This is a genomic window from Leclercia adecarboxylata (genome assembly GCF_006874705.1).
GTDB classification, from domain to species: domain Bacteria; phylum Pseudomonadota; class Gammaproteobacteria; order Enterobacterales; family Enterobacteriaceae; genus Enterobacter; species Enterobacter adecarboxylatus_C.
Genome location: NZ_CP035382.1, coordinates 2,071,091 through 2,085,222, shown reverse-complemented (window position 1 = coordinate 2,085,222; position 14,132 = coordinate 2,071,091). Strand labels below are relative to the sequence as shown.

Genomic DNA, 14,132 nt, shown 5'->3' with positions numbered 1-14,132 from the left:
GCAGTTTACCTGAATCAGCGCTGAATTTCCTGCCATCGCACAAAAGCGGGACGGCCGGAAGCCACCGCATCGGCCCAGCGGGTCGGCTCCGGTAATCGATAGCCCTTCATGCAGCGCTGGACCCACGCCAGCGCGGTGTCGGTACTGACGCGATGGCCGGTGGCGATGAACAGCGGATTGCAGCGCGCCTTACTGCGCCAGACCCACGCCAGCTGTTCGCCTTTGTCCATCAAGGGTGCCAGGGCGCCGGGCTCTGCCGACAGAGGTTCAAACTTACCGCAGAGGCGCTTTTTCGCTACCCCGATGGTCGGCACATCCACCAGCATGCCAAAATGGCTGGCAACGCCGAGACGGCGCGGATGGGAGATCCCGTGGCCATCGACGAACATCAGGTCGGGTCTTTGCGAAAGCTGGTCCCACGCGGCCAGCAGCGCGGGATATTCACGAAAAGAGAGGAATCCGGGGATGTAAGGCATGGTGGTGGCGATACGCGCTACCTGATACTCGACCAGCTCCAGTTCGGGCCAGGTCAGGAGTACTATCGCCGCCCGCGTCACCTCACCGCCCTGCTCAAACCCGACATCCGCCCCGGCAATCAGCGCGGGTGGGTCTTTATCCAGCCGGTCTTCACGGGAAACCGACGCAGCAAGTTTAAGTTGTTGAGCGCGAAGTGACGCAAGATCCATAACGACTCCTTACAGGTGATACTGGGCAGAAAGTCGGTGCACCGCCTCCACAAACACGCCTGCATGTTCTGGCGGTACATCCTGATGAATACCGTGCCCCAGGTTAAACACATGGCCTTCGCCCTGACCGAAGCCCGCCAGAATGGTCGCGACTTCTTCTTCAATACGGGCGGCCGGAGCATACAGCATAGACGGATCCATGTTGCCCTGCAGGGCGACTTTGTCCCCAACGCGGCGGCGCGCATCGGCAATATCGGTAGTCCAGTCGAGGCCCAGCGCATCACAGCCAGTGTCTGCCAGGGCTTCCAGCCACTGACCGCCGCCTTTGGTGAACAGGGTCACCGGCACGCGACGACCTTCGTTTTCACGCAGCAGGCCATCGACAATTTTATGCATGTAGTAGAGCGAGAACTGTTGGTAATCGCGGCCCGTCAGCACCCCACCCCAGGTGTCGAAGATCATCACCGACTGGGCGCCAGCTTTGATCTGCGCGTTCAGGTAGAGGGTGACGCTTTTCGCCAGCTTATCCAGCAGGGCGTGCAGCGCCAGCGGATCGGCGTACATCATCTTCTTGATCACGGTGAAGGCTTTGCTGCTGCCGCCTTCGACCATGTAGGTCGCCAGCGTCCACGGGCTGCCGGAAAAACCGATCAGCGGCACGTCGCCTTTCAGCTCGCGGCGAATGGTGCGCACCGCATTCATCACATAACCGAGCTCCTGCTCCGGGTCCGGGATCGGCAGGTTGTCGATGTCCGCTTTGCTCTTAATCGGCGAGCTAAAGCGCGGGCCTTCGCCGGTTTCAAAGTACAGGCCAAGCCCCATCGCGTCGGGGATAGTCAGGATATCGGAGAAGAGGATCGCCGCGTCCAGCGGATAGCGGCGCAGCGGCTGAAGGGTCACTTCACAGGCCAGCTCCGCATTTTTGCACAGCGACATAAAATCGCCCGCCTGCGCGCGCGTGGCTTTGTACTCCGGCAAATAGCGGCCCGCCTGGCGCATCATCCATACCGGGGTGATATCAACGGGTTGGCGCAGCAGCGCACGCAGATAACGATCGTTCTTCAGTTCGGTCATTTTTGCAGTTCCTTAAGCGTCTTATCTCCAGTGTAACATGTCTCACACATCGTCAGCCCGACACATTGCCACGGTATCTTCTATCAGGCGGCGCGCCACGGTGCCCGGCGGTGGCAGCAGGGGTAAATCGTCGTAGCGATACCAGTCGGCGGACAGCAGCTCTTTCGGATCGATGACGATCTCGCCGCTGTCGTACTCGGCCATAAAGGCGGTCATCAGCGACTGTGGGAACGGCCACGGCTGGGAGGTGACATAACGTAAATTTTTTACCTTAATCCCGCTCTCCTCCATCACTTCTCGCGCCACGGCCTGCTCCAGGGTTTCGCCCACTTCGACAAATCCGGCGAGCACGGTATGCACCCCGTTGCGATGACGGGTGTGTTGCGCCAGTAAGATGGAGTCATCCCGACGGATGGCGACAATAATGCACGGCGCGATTTGCGGGTAATAGCGTTCCCGGCAGTGGCTGCAGAGCATCGCCCACTCGGTTTTGCTCGGGTGCATGGTGTGGCCACAGTAGCCGCAGAACTTATGCGAGCGATAAAACTCGGCAAGCTGCACAGCACGACCCGCCAACTGGAACAAGCCGACATCGAGATCGAGCACCTGGCGCACCGATCCCATATCGTGACGACGATTTTGTTGGATCAACCACACAGAATCGCCCTTCCACTCACCTATATTTAGTGCGTGTTGCCCCGCAAGATCGAAATTTCCGGCCTCGCCATATGGTAATTCACCACTGGGCAACCATAATTTTTGTTCATGGCTGACTAACCACCAGCCACGATCCGATTTTTCAATTATACGATCCATATCTATTGCACTACCTTTGCTTCACAGGCATGTTGGTAACAATACTATTACATTTTGGGTGGGCAGCTTTTAATCTTAACCTTGCGGAGTCAAACATGCTAAACCAGCTAGAAAACCTGACAGAGCGCGTTGGCGGAAGTAACAAACTGGTCGATCGCTGGCTGCACGTGCGGAAACATCTGCTTGTTGCCTACTACAATCTCGTTGGCATTAAGCCTGGCAAAGAGTCCTATATGCGCCTGAATGAAAAAGCGCTGGACGATTTCTGTCAGAGCCTGGTCGACTACCTTTCCAACGGTCATTTCAATATTTATGAACGTTTTATCCGTGAAATGGAAGGCAACAGCCCGTATTTAGCGGCAACCAAACTCTATCCCCTGCTGGAGGCCAATACCCAGCAAATCATGGATTACTATGACTCCACGCTGGAAAACGCCATCGATCAGGATAACTACCTGGAATTTCAGCAGGCGCTTTCCGATATCGGCGAGGCGCTGGAGCAACGCTTTACGCTGGAAGATAACCTGATCGCCCTTGCGCTGGATCACAATCTGAAAGCGAGCAACGAAGATAACGTCGCCCGACCGGCTTGAGTTATTCCTCGTTAACGCGTAGTTTACATTCACTGCTCCCGCTGTAGGGGAGCCTATTCTTGTCGGAGTGCCCAGTGCGAAAGCCGGGCTGAGACCGTTAATTCGGGATCCGCGGAACCTGATCAGGTTAAGACCTGCGAAGGGAACAAGAGTCAATTTATTGTATCGCCCCCGGGCGATCCTCTCTTGCTTCATCCGTCGTCTGACAAGCCACTTCCTGAACTTACTGGAACGAGCTATGTCTGCCACAAAAATGACCCGCCGCGAACAGCGCGCACACGCCCAACACTTTATCGACACCCTGGAAGGCACTGCTTTCCCCAACTCAAAACGCATTTACCTGACGGGTTCGCAGGAGGATATCCGCGTGCCAATGCGCGAGATCCAGCTCAGCCCGACGTTAATCGGCGGCAGCAAAGAGAACCCGCAGTTTGAAGAGAACGAAGCGGTGCCGGTGTACGACACCTCCGGCCCGTACGGCGATCCGGCTGTGGCGATTAACGTCCAGCAGGGTCTGGCGAAGCTGCGCCAGCCGTGGATTGAAGCCCGTAACGACAGCGAAACCCTGAATGCGCAAAGCTCAGCCTATACCCGGGAACGTCTGGCCGATGACGGGCTGGACGAGCTGCGCTTTACCGGACTGCTCACGCCGAAGCGTGCCAGAGCGGGTAAATGTGTGACCCAGCTGCATTACGCCCGCCAGGGGATAGTGACGCCAGAGATGGAGTTTATTGCCATCCGCGAAAACATGGGCCGCGAGCGCATTCGTGGCGAAGTGCTGCGCCACCAGCATCCGGGAGAAGGCTTTGGTGCCCGCCTGCCGGAGAACATCACCCCGGAATTTGTACGTGACGAAGTCGCCGCTGGCCGCGCCATTATTCCGGCCAACATTAATCACCCGGAATCAGAGCCGATGATCATCGGACGTAACTTCCTGGTGAAAGTGAATGCCAATATCGGTAACTCGGCGGTCACCTCCTCCATCGAAGAAGAGGTGGAAAAACTGGTCTGGTCCACCCGCTGGGGCGCGGACACGGTGATGGACCTCTCTACCGGGCGCTATATTCACGAAACCCGCGAGTGGATCCTGCGTAACAGTCCGGTGCCGATTGGCACGGTACCCATCTACCAGGCGCTGGAGAAGGTGAACGGCATTGCGGAAGATCTCACCTGGGAAGCGTTCCGCGATACGCTGCTGGAGCAGGCCGAGCAGGGCGTGGACTACTTCACCATCCACGCGGGCGTGCTGCTGCGCTACGTGCCGATGACCGCCAAACGCCTGACCGGCATTGTCTCCCGCGGCGGTTCTATTATGGCGAAATGGTGCCTGTCCCATCATCAGGAGAACTTCCTGTATGAACACTTCCGCGAGATCTGCGAAATCTGCGCCGCGTACGACGTATCGCTGTCGCTGGGCGATGGCCTGCGTCCGGGTTCCATTCGCGATGCCAACGACGAAGCCCAGTTTGCCGAGCTACATACCCTGGGCGAGCTGACCAAAATTGCCTGGGAGTATGACGTCCAGGTGATGATTGAAGGCCCGGGCCATGTGCCGATGCAGATGATCCGCCGCAACATGACCGAGGAGCTGGAGCACTGCCACGAAGCGCCGTTCTACACCCTGGGACCGTTGACCACCGACATCGCACCGGGCTATGACCACTTCACCTCCGGAATTGGCGCGGCGATGATCGGATGGTTTGGCTGCGCGATGCTCTGCTACGTCACGCCGAAAGAGCATCTCGGCCTGCCGAATAAAGAGGACGTGAAGCAAGGATTGATCACCTACAAGATTGCCGCCCATGCTGCCGACCTGGCGAAGGGCCATCCGGGGGCGCAGATCCGCGATAACGCCATGTCAAAAGCGCGCTTTGAATTTCGCTGGGAAGATCAGTTCAACCTCGCCCTTGACCCGTTCACCGCCCGCGCCTACCACGACGAAACCCTGCCGCAGGAGTCGGGCAAAGTGGCGCACTTCTGCTCCATGTGCGGGCCAAAATTCTGCTCGATGAAAATCAGCCAGGAAGTGCGCGACTACGCCGCGGCGCAGACCATCGAAGTGGGGATGGCCGATATGTCGGAAACCTTCCGCGCCCGGGGCGGCGAAATCTACCTCAAAAAAGAGGAGGCGTAATGTATCAACCCAACTTTCCGCCGGTGCCCTTTCGTCTGGGGCTCTATCCGGTAGTCGACAGCGTGGCGTGGATCGAACGCCTGCTTGCCGCGGGCGTACAAACGCTCCAGCTGCGCATCAAGGACAAGCAGGAGGATGAGGTCGAAGCCGATATCGTGGCGGCCATTGCCCTGGGGCGTCGCTACAACGCCCGGCTGTTTATCAATGACTACTGGCGCCTGGCGATTAAACATCAGGCTTACGGCGTGCATCTGGGTCAGGAGGATCTGGAGACCACCGATCTTGAGGCCATTCGTGCCGCCGGGTTACGTCTCGGCGTCTCGACCCACGACGATATGGAGATCGACGTGGCGCTGGCGGCGAGTCCGTCCTATATCGCCCTGGGGCACGTTTTCCCTACCCAGACCAAGCAGATGCCTTCCGCCCCTCAGGGGCTGGAGCAGCTGGCCCGGCATATCGAACGACTGGCGGATTACCCCACCGTTGCCATCGGCGGTATTAGTCTCGAGCGCGCCCCGGCGGTACTGGCGACCGGCGTCGGGAGCATCGCGGTAGTAAGCGCCATCACCCAGGCCGATGACTGGCAGGCAGCGACGGCGCAGTTACTGCAACTGGCGGGAGCAGGCGATGAATGACCGTGACTTTATGCGCTACAGCCGCCAGATCCTACTGGACGATATCGCCATCGACGGGCAGCAGAAGCTGCTCGCCAGCCGGGTCCTGCTGGTCGGTCTCGGCGGATTAGGCGCCCCGGCGGCGCTGTACCTGGCCGGGGCCGGGATCGGCACTCTGGTGCTGGCCGACGATGACGAGGTTCATCTGAGTAATTTGCAGCGCCAGATCCTCTTCACCACCGACGACATCGCCCAGCCAAAGGCGCAGGTAACGCAGCGTCGGCTGCAGCAGCTCAACCCGGATATCCGGCTGATTGCCCTGCAGGCGCGCCTGGAAGGCAAAGCGCTGGAGGAGGAGATCGCCCGCGCCGACGTGGTGCTGGACTGCACCGATAACATGGCCACGCGCCAGGCGATCAACGCCGCCTGCGTGATGCTCAATACTCCGCTCATTACCGCCAGCGCTGTGGGTTTTGGTGGCCAGATGATGGTGCTGACGCCGCCCTGGGCGCAGGGCTGTTACCGCTGTCTGTGGCCGGAGGATGACGAGCCGCAACGCAACTGCCGCACCGCAGGGATCGTCGGGCCGGTGGTTGGCGTGATGGGAACCTTGCAGGCGCTGGAGGCGATCAAGCTGCTCAGCGGCATTGAGACCCCGCGCAATGCGCTGCGCCTGTTTGATGCCCGGGCGGGCAGCTGGCGACAGCTGGGCCTGCAGCGCGCCAGCGGCTGTGCGGTGTGTGGAGGGCAGCATGCAGATCCTGTTTAACGACGAACCGATGCAGTGCGTGGAAGGTTTAACCGTCGCCACCCTGCTCCACCAGCTGCGCCAGTTAAAACCCGGGGTCGCGCTGGCCCTGAACCAACAGATCCTGCCGCGCGAGCAGTGGGATAAACAGCAGGTCCGCGAAGGCGATCGGATCCTGCTCTTTCAGGTGATTGCCGGAGGCTGAGATGTTACGTATTGCTGATAAAACCTTTGATTCGCATCTGTTTACCGGCACCGGCAAGTTCGCCTCGCCGCAGCTGATGGTGGACGCCATTCGCGAGAGCGGCAGCCAACTGGTGACCCTGGCGATGAAGCGGGTCGATCTGCGTCATCACAATGACGCTATTCTGGCGCCGCTGCTGGAGGCGGGCGTGAGCCTGCTGCCCAATACTTCCGGAGCCAAAACCGCGGAGGAAGCCGTGTTCGCCGCCCGACTGGCGCGCGAGGCGCTGGGGACGCACTGGCTCAAACTGGAGATCCATCCCGATGCCCGCTGGCTACTTCCCGATCCCATCGAGACGCTGAAAGCGGCGGAGATGCTGGTCAAAGAGGGGTTCACAGTGCTGCCCTACTGCGGCGCCGATCCGGTGCTGTGCAAACGGCTCGAAGAGGCGGGTTGCGCCGCGGTGATGCCGCTCGGAGCGCCGATAGGTTCCAATCAGGGGCTGGAAACCCGCGCGATGCTGGAAATTATCATTCAGCAGGCGACGGTGCCGGTGATCGTGGACGCCGGCATCGGCGTGCCCAGCCATGCAGCGCAGGCGCTGGAGATGGGTGCCGATGCCGTGCTGGTCAACACCGCCATTGCGGTCGCGGACGATCCGGTGAGGATGGCACGGGCCTTTCGGCTGGCGGTAGAGGCGGGCGTGCTGGCGCGTCAGTCTGGCCCCGGTTCACGGAGCCCTGAAGCCCAGGCCACCAGCCCGTTAACCGGATTTCTGGAGACCTTCTCATGAACACCTTTACCGATCGCTGGCGCCAGCTCGACTGGGACGATATTCGCCTGCGCATCAACAGTAAAACCCCGGCGGACGTTGAACGCGCCCTGAATGCCCGGCAGCCGACGCGCGAGGACATGATGGCCCTGCTCTCCCCCGCCGCCAGCGCGTATCTTGAGCCGATGGCGCAGCGGGCCCAGCGTCTGACGCGCCAGCGCTTTGGCAACACGGTGAGCTTTTATGTTCCGCTCTATCTCTCCAACCTGTGCGCGAACGACTGTACCTACTGCGGCTTTTCAATGAGCAACCACATCAAGCGCAAGACGCTGGATGAACATGAGATTGCCCGGGAGTGTGCCGCGATCCGCGAGATGGGGTTTGAGCATCTGCTGCTGGTGACCGGCGAGCACCAGACTAAGGTCGGGATGGACTATTTTCGTCGCCATCTTCCGGCCATTCGCCGCCAGTTCGCCTCGTTGCAAATGGAGGTTCAACCCCTGTCAGAAGCCGAATATGGCGAGCTGAAAACGCTGGGGCTGGATGGCGTGCTGGTCTATCAGGAAACCTATCACGAGGCGGTATATGCTCAGCACCATCTGAAAGGTAAAAAGCAGGACTTTTTCTGGCGGCTGGAGACGCCGGATCGACTGGGCCGCGCCGGGATCGACAAGATCGGACTTGGGGCACTGACCGGGCTCTCCGACAGCTGGCGGGTCGACAACTTTATGGTGGCGGAACATCTGCTGTGGCTGCAGCAGCGCTACTGGCAGAGCCGGTACTCGATCTCTTTCCCACGGCTGCGCCCCTGTGCCGGGGGGATCCAGCCTGCGTCGATCATGGATGAACGCCAGCTGGTACAGACCATCTGCGCGTTTCGTCTGCTGGCACCGGAGGTGGAGCTGTCGCTGTCGACCCGGGAATCTCCCGCGTTTCGCGATCGCGTCATTCCTCTGGCCATTAACAACGTCAGTGCTTTTTCAAAAACGCAGCCAGGCGGCTATGCCGACAATCGCCCCGAGCTGGAACAGTTTGCGCCGCACGACAATCGTCGCCCGGAAGAGGTTGCCGAAGCGCTCAGCCTGCAGGGATTACAGCCGGTGTGGAAAGACTGGGATAGCTGGCTGGGACGCGCCTCGCAGCCGGGCTGAGAAAGAATGCAACCCGATGAAGTTATTACGAGGCGTCACGTAACCTGATCAACGGGCCATTGCCAGACTGTGCCCGTATTTTTTACGCTTACTTCGTCAGCAGGGGATGCTGACCAGGGCGGAAAGCTTCTTCCTCGTTTCGCCCTGCCTTTCCCCGTTCTGTAACAGTTGTAACCGGTTTCAGAAAATGCGGGTTTCTTTGTGATGCCTCACACACAATCGCGGTAACGCGGTTGTCGAAGCGGGCGGCGCGGGATAATTATCAATAAACACATGTACATTGAGGCTGACTATGAAGAACATCGTTTTATGCTGTGCAGCGGGAATGTCCACCAGCATGCTGGTTCAACGCATGAAAGACGCCGCGCAGAAAAAAGGGGTCGAAGTAACCATTAAAGCCGTACCGGTTGCTGAGTTTAAAGATGAAATCGCCGCAGCCGACATTGTGTTGCTTGGCCCGCAGGTCAAATACGAACTCAATAATCTTCAGGCACAGGCAGAACCGCTGGGCAAAAAGGTCGCGGTTATCGACATGATGGATTACGGCATGATGAAAGGCGATGCCGTCCTCGAAAAAGCCCTCAAACTGCTGGAGTGACCCATGGACGATTTAGAAACCATCATTATGGAGCTGCTGGTGAATGCCGGTGCAGCCCGCAGTTCAGCATTAACCGCCCTGCAGATGGCGCGTAAAGGCGATTTTGCCGACGCAGAAAAGGCGATGGAAGAGTCGCGCGAATTCGTTAAGCATGCGCACACCATCCAGACGAAGCTGATTGGTATGGATGAAGGCACCGGCAAGCTGCCGGTTAACCTGATTACCGTTCACTCCCAGGATCATCTGATGAACGCGATGGTGATTCAGGATCTGGCGGGAGATATGATCGAGCTGTATCGCCGGTTACCGCTGGTGAACTAACACGCCCGGTGGCGCTACGCTTACCGGGCCTACAACGGCCCCGAACCGTAGGCCCGGTAAGCGCAGCGCCACCCGGCAAAAACCTCACCAAACAGACAAAAAAAACCCGCCGAAGCGGGTTTTTTTATGGGCTGACGTAACGATTACTCGTTGTCAGAACCGCCCAGGCCTGCGTTCAGCAGCTCTGCCAGGCTGGCAGATGCATCTTCAGCAGTCACCTGTGGTGCAGCAGGAATTTCGCCCGCTGCGCGACGGCGCATACGATCCTGGTGGTACGCATAACCGGTACCGGCCGGGATCAGACGACCCACGATAACGTTCTCTTTCAGACCGCGCAGTTCGTCGCGTTTGCCCGCAACAGCTGCTTCGGTAAGCACACGAGTGGTCTCCTGGAACGATGCCGCGGAGATGAAGGACTCGGTTGCCAGAGACGCTTTGGTGATACCCAGCAGATCACGTGCGAAGGTCGCACTGAGTTTGCCGTTCGCTTCCAGATCGCGGTTAGCAATCTTGACGCGAGAGTATTCAACCTGCTCACCTTCGAGGAAGTCGGAGCTACCGGCATTCACGATGGTGGCTTTACGCAGCATCTGACGAACGATAACTTCGATGTGCTTATCGTTGATCTTAACGCCCTGCAGACGGTAAACGTCCTGTACTTCGTTGGTGATGTAACGCGTTACCGCGTGGACGCCACGAAGACGCAGAATGTCGTGCGGTGCTTCCGGACCGTCGGAAACCACGTCACCACGTTCTACACGTTCACCTTCAAACACGTTGAGCTGACGCCATTTTGGAATCATCTCTTCGTACGGATCGCTGCCATCCAGCGGCGTGATCACCAGACGGCGCTTCCCTTTGGTCTCTTTACCGAAGGAAATGATACCGCTGATTTCAGCCAGGATTGCCGGCTCTTTCGGACGACGTGCTTCGAACAGGTCCGCAACGCGCGGCAGACCACCGGTAATATCTTTAGTACCGCTGGATTCCTGAGGAATACGCGCCAGAGCATCACCCGCACCGATCTGAACACCATCTTCCAGCTGGACAATCGCTTTACCTGGCAGGAAGTACTGAGCCGGCATGTCGGTGCCCGGGATCAGAACGTCGTTGCCGTTAGCATCAACGATTTTCAGAGCTGGACGCAGATCTTTACCACCCGCGGTACGTTCTGCAGAATCCAGAACCACCAGGGAAGAGAGACCGGTCAGGTCGTCGGTCTGACGAGTAATCGTCTGGCCATCGATCATGTCAGTGAAGCGAATGAAACCACTTACTTCGGTGATAACCGGCATGGTGTGTGGATCCCAGTTCGCTACGGTTTCGCCGCCGGCAACCTGCTCGCCATCACCTTTCGCCATAACAGCACCGTAAGGCACTTTATAGCTCTCTTTGGTACGACCGAATTCGTCGATCAGCTTCAGCTCGGTGTTACGAGAAGTCACAACCAGCTTGCCTGCGGAGTTAACAACAGACTTCGCATTGCTGAGCTTGATGCTACCTTTGTTTTTCACCTGGATGCTGGATTCAGCAGCCGCACGAGATGCCGCACCACCGATGTGGAACGTACGCATCGTCAGCTGTGTACCCGGCTCACCGATGGACTGTGCCGCGATAACGCCGATGGCTTCACCTTTGTTGATGATGTGGCCACGCGCCAGGTCACGACCATAGCAGTGCGCACATACACCAAAGTCGGTGTCACAGGATACAACGGAACGTACTTTCACTGAGTCAACAGAGTTGGCTTCCAGCAGGTCACACCAGTGCTCGTGCAGCAGCGTGTTGCGTGGAACCAGGATGTCTGCAGTACCCGGCTTCAGAATGTCTTCCGCAGTAACACGACCCAGAACGCGATCGCGCAGTGGCTCTTTAACATCACCACCCTCGATAACCGGGGTCATGGTGATACCTTCGAGGGTGCCACAATCGTCTTCGGTAACAACCAGATCCTGTGCAACGTCAACCAGACGACGCGTCAGATAACCGGAGTTTGCTGTTTTCAGTGCGGTATCCGCCAGACCCTTACGAGCACCGTGGGTGGAGATGAAGTACTGGAGTACGTTCAGACCTTCACGGAAGTTCGCGGTGATTGGCGTTTCGATGATGGAGCCATCTGGCTTCGCCATCAGACCACGCATACCTGCCAGCTGACGAATCTGTGCTGCAGAACCACGCGCACCGGAGTCGGCCATCATGTAGATGCTGTTGAAGGAAACCTGCTGCTCTTCGACGCCGTCACGGTTGATAACGGTTTCGGTCTGCAGGTTGTCCATCATCGCTTTGGATACACGATCGTTCGCCGCTGCCCAGATATCGATAACTTTGTTATAGCGTTCGCCCGCGGTTACCAGACCAGACTGGAACTGCTCCTGGATCTCAGCAACTTCGGCTTCCGCTTCAGAGATGATTTCATGTTTCTTCTCTGGGATGACCATGTCATCAATACCAACAGATGCACCTGAACGCGCTGCATAAGCAAAGCCGGTGTACATTGTCTGGTCAGCGAAGATAACAGTCGGCTTCAGGCCCAGGATGCGGTAACAGGTGTTCAGCATCTTGGAAATTGCTTTCTTGCCCAGCGCCTGGTTGACGATGGAGAAAGGCAGACCTTTCGGTACGATCATCCACAGAATTGCACGGCCAACGGTCGTGTCAATCAGGCTGGTTTTCGCAACGAGTTCGCCGTTTTCAGCTTTTTCATACTCGGTGATACGCACTTTTACACGCGCATGCAGAGAGGCCAGGCCAGCGCGATAAATACGCTCAGCTTCTTTCGGGCCAGTCAGCACCATGCCTTCGCCTTTGGCGTTAACACAGTCACGGGTCATGTAGTACAGACCCAGTACAACGTCCTGAGAAGGAACGATAATTGGTTCACCGTTCGCTGGAGACAGGATGTTGTTGGTAGACATCATCAGCGCACGCGCTTCGAGCTGGGCTTCCAGCGTCAGCGGTACGTGAACAGCCATCTGGTCACCATCGAAGTCGGCGTTATATGCCGCACAGACCAGCGGGTGCAGCTGGATAGCTTTACCTTCGATCAGTACTGGCTCAAAGGCCTGGATACCCAGACGGTGCAGGGTTGGTGCACGGTTCAGCAGTACCGGGTGTTCGCGGATCACTTCGTCCAGGATATCCCAAACGACAGCTTCTTCACGCTCAACCATCTTCTTAGCGGCTTTGATGGTGGTGGCCAGGCCACGCAGTTCCAGCTTGCCGTAGATGAACGGTTTGAACAGCTCCAGTGCCATTTTCTTCGGCAGACCGCACTGATGCAGACGCAGGTATGGACCTACGGTGATTACAGAACGACCGGAGTAGTCAACACGCTTACCGAGCAGGTTCTGACGGAAACGACCCTGTTTACCTTTGATCATGTCGGCCAAAGATTTCAGAGGACGTTTGTTAGAACCGGTGATCGCACGACCGCGACGACCGTTATCCAGCAGGGCATCTACCGCTTCCTGCAGCATACGTTTTTCGTTGCGTACGATGATATCTGGCGCAGCCAGATCCAGCAGACGCTTCAGACGGTTGTTACGGTTAATGACGCGACGATACAGATCGTTCAGGTCAGAAGTCGCAAAACGACCACCATCCAGCGGAACCAGCGGACGCAGATCTGGCGGCAGAACCGGCAGAACGGTCAGGATCATCCACTCTGGTTTGTTACCAGACTGAACGAACGCTTCCAGCAGCTTGATACGCTTGGTCAGCTTTTTACGCTTGGTTTCGGAGTTGGTTTCGTTCAGCTCTTCACGCAGAGTTTCACACTCTTGCTCCAGATCCATGCTCTTCAGCAGGGCCTGGATAGCTTCCGCACCCATCTTCGCGTCGAATTCGTCACCGAACTCTTCCAGCGCGTCGAGATACTGTTCTTCGGTCAGAATCTGGTTACGTTCCAGGTTCGTCATCCCGCCTTCGATCACAACATAAGATTCGAAGTACAGAACACGTTCGATATCGCGCAGCGGCATATCCAGCAGCAGACCGATACGGGACGGCAGAGATTTCAGGAACCAGATGTGGGCAGTCGGAGACGCCAGCTCGATGTGGCCCATGCGCTCACGACGCACTTTAGTCTGGGTCACTTCAACGCCGCACTTCTCACAGATCACACCACGGTGTTTCAGGCGCTTGTACTTACCGCACAGGCACTCGTAATCTTTTACTGGCCCGAAAATACGCGCACAGAAAAGGCCGTCACGCTCAGGTTTGAACGTACGGTAGTTGATGGTTTCTGGCTTTTTAACTTCACCAAAAGACCATGAACGGATCATGTCTGGCGAGGCCAGAGCAATTTTGATCGCATCAAACTCTTCGGTTTTAGTTTGCGCTTTCAGAAACTTTAATAAGTCTTTCACGGATTTGCTCCCGTCGGAGTTAGCACAATCTGGTGCCGGAAACTACTCCGGCACCAGTGACCTGTTTGAGCGAG

At 57.6% G+C, this 14,132-nt stretch carries 13 protein-coding genes and 1 riboswitch; of the genes, 9 read left to right on the top strand and 4 right to left on the bottom strand.

What is annotated here, in order from left to right; genetic code table 11:
* Positions 1–14: 14 nt before the first annotated feature.
* Genes nfi through nudC form a run of 3 tightly spaced genes read right to left on the bottom strand, consistent with a single transcriptional unit; the run spans position 15 to position 2,576 of the window.
* Positions 15–686, bottom strand: a complete 672-nt coding sequence (nfi, locus tag ES815_RS10960) for a deoxyribonuclease V (RefSeq protein ID WP_142487817.1) — start codon at positions 684–686, stop codon at positions 15–17.
* A gap of 9 nt (positions 687–695) precedes the next feature.
* Positions 696–1,760, bottom strand: coding sequence for a uroporphyrinogen decarboxylase (gene hemE / locus ES815_RS10955; RefSeq protein ID WP_142487816.1), 1,065 nt, complete (start codon positions 1,758–1,760; stop codon positions 696–698).
* 42 nt (positions 1,761–1,802) lie between these two features.
* Positions 1,803–2,576: an NAD(+) diphosphatase gene (gene nudC, locus ES815_RS10950; RefSeq protein WP_142487815.1), complete on the bottom strand. Its 774-nt coding sequence runs from the start codon at positions 2,574–2,576 to the stop codon at positions 1,803–1,805.
* Between the two features lie 95 nt (positions 2,577–2,671).
* Here nudC and rsd point away from each other — a divergent pair, with 95 nt between their 5' ends.
* From rsd to ES815_RS10905, 9 genes are all read left to right on the top strand, one after another.
* Complete coding sequence (rsd, locus tag ES815_RS10945; protein WP_142487814.1) at positions 2,672–3,169, top strand: sigma D regulator; 498 nt, start codon at positions 2,672–2,674, stop codon at positions 3,167–3,169.
* A 53-nt stretch (positions 3,170–3,222) separates the two neighbouring features.
* Positions 3,223–3,331, top strand: a riboswitch (TPP riboswitch).
* A 76-nt stretch (positions 3,332–3,407) separates the two neighbouring features.
* The gene (thiC, locus tag ES815_RS10940; protein WP_142487813.1) at positions 3,408–5,303 is read left to right on the top strand and encodes a phosphomethylpyrimidine synthase ThiC; all 1,896 of its coding nucleotides are present in this window, start codon (positions 3,408–3,410) and stop codon (positions 5,301–5,303) included.
* A complete protein-coding gene (thiE, locus tag ES815_RS10935) occupies positions 5,303–5,938 on the top strand; it encodes a thiamine phosphate synthase (protein ID WP_142487812.1) in 636 nt (211 codons plus the stop codon). The genes thiC and thiE overlap by 1 nt, the downstream gene beginning before the upstream one ends.
* Positions 5,931–6,686, top strand: coding sequence for a HesA/MoeB/ThiF family protein (locus ES815_RS10930; RefSeq protein WP_142487811.1), 756 nt, complete (start codon positions 5,931–5,933; stop codon positions 6,684–6,686). The genes thiE and ES815_RS10930 overlap by 8 nt, the downstream gene beginning before the upstream one ends.
* A complete protein-coding gene (gene thiS / locus ES815_RS10925; protein ID WP_142487810.1) occupies positions 6,670–6,870 on the top strand; it encodes a sulfur carrier protein ThiS in 201 nt (66 codons plus the stop codon). Before ES815_RS10930 ends, thiS begins: the two co-directional genes overlap by 17 nt.
* Before the next feature lies 1 nt (position 6,871).
* Positions 6,872–7,642 (top strand): thiazole synthase, encoded by a 771-nt coding sequence (gene thiG / locus ES815_RS10920; protein ID WP_142487809.1) that lies wholly within the window; start codon positions 6,872–6,874, stop codon positions 7,640–7,642.
* Positions 7,639–8,772 carry a 2-iminoacetate synthase ThiH gene (thiH, locus tag ES815_RS10915; protein WP_142487808.1) on the top strand — a complete coding sequence of 378 codons (1,134 nt, stop codon included), beginning with the start codon at positions 7,639–7,641 and terminating at the stop codon, positions 8,770–8,772. The genes thiG and thiH overlap by 4 nt, the downstream gene beginning before the upstream one ends.
* A gap of 292 nt (positions 8,773–9,064) precedes the next feature.
* Positions 9,065–9,370, top strand: coding sequence for a PTS sugar transporter subunit IIB (locus ES815_RS10910; RefSeq protein WP_039028885.1), 306 nt, complete (start codon positions 9,065–9,067; stop codon positions 9,368–9,370).
* Positions 9,371–9,373: 3 nt separating this feature from the next.
* Complete coding sequence (locus ES815_RS10905) at positions 9,374–9,691, top strand: PTS lactose/cellobiose transporter subunit IIA (protein ID WP_106996047.1); 318 nt, start codon at positions 9,374–9,376, stop codon at positions 9,689–9,691.
* 143 nt (positions 9,692–9,834) lie between these two features.
* On the opposite strand, the gene rpoC is transcribed toward ES815_RS10905, so the two are convergent.
* Complete coding sequence (gene rpoC, locus ES815_RS10900) at positions 9,835–14,058, bottom strand: DNA-directed RNA polymerase subunit beta' (protein ID WP_142487807.1); 4,224 nt, start codon at positions 14,056–14,058, stop codon at positions 9,835–9,837.
* Between the last annotated feature and the right edge of the window lie 74 nt (positions 14,059–14,132).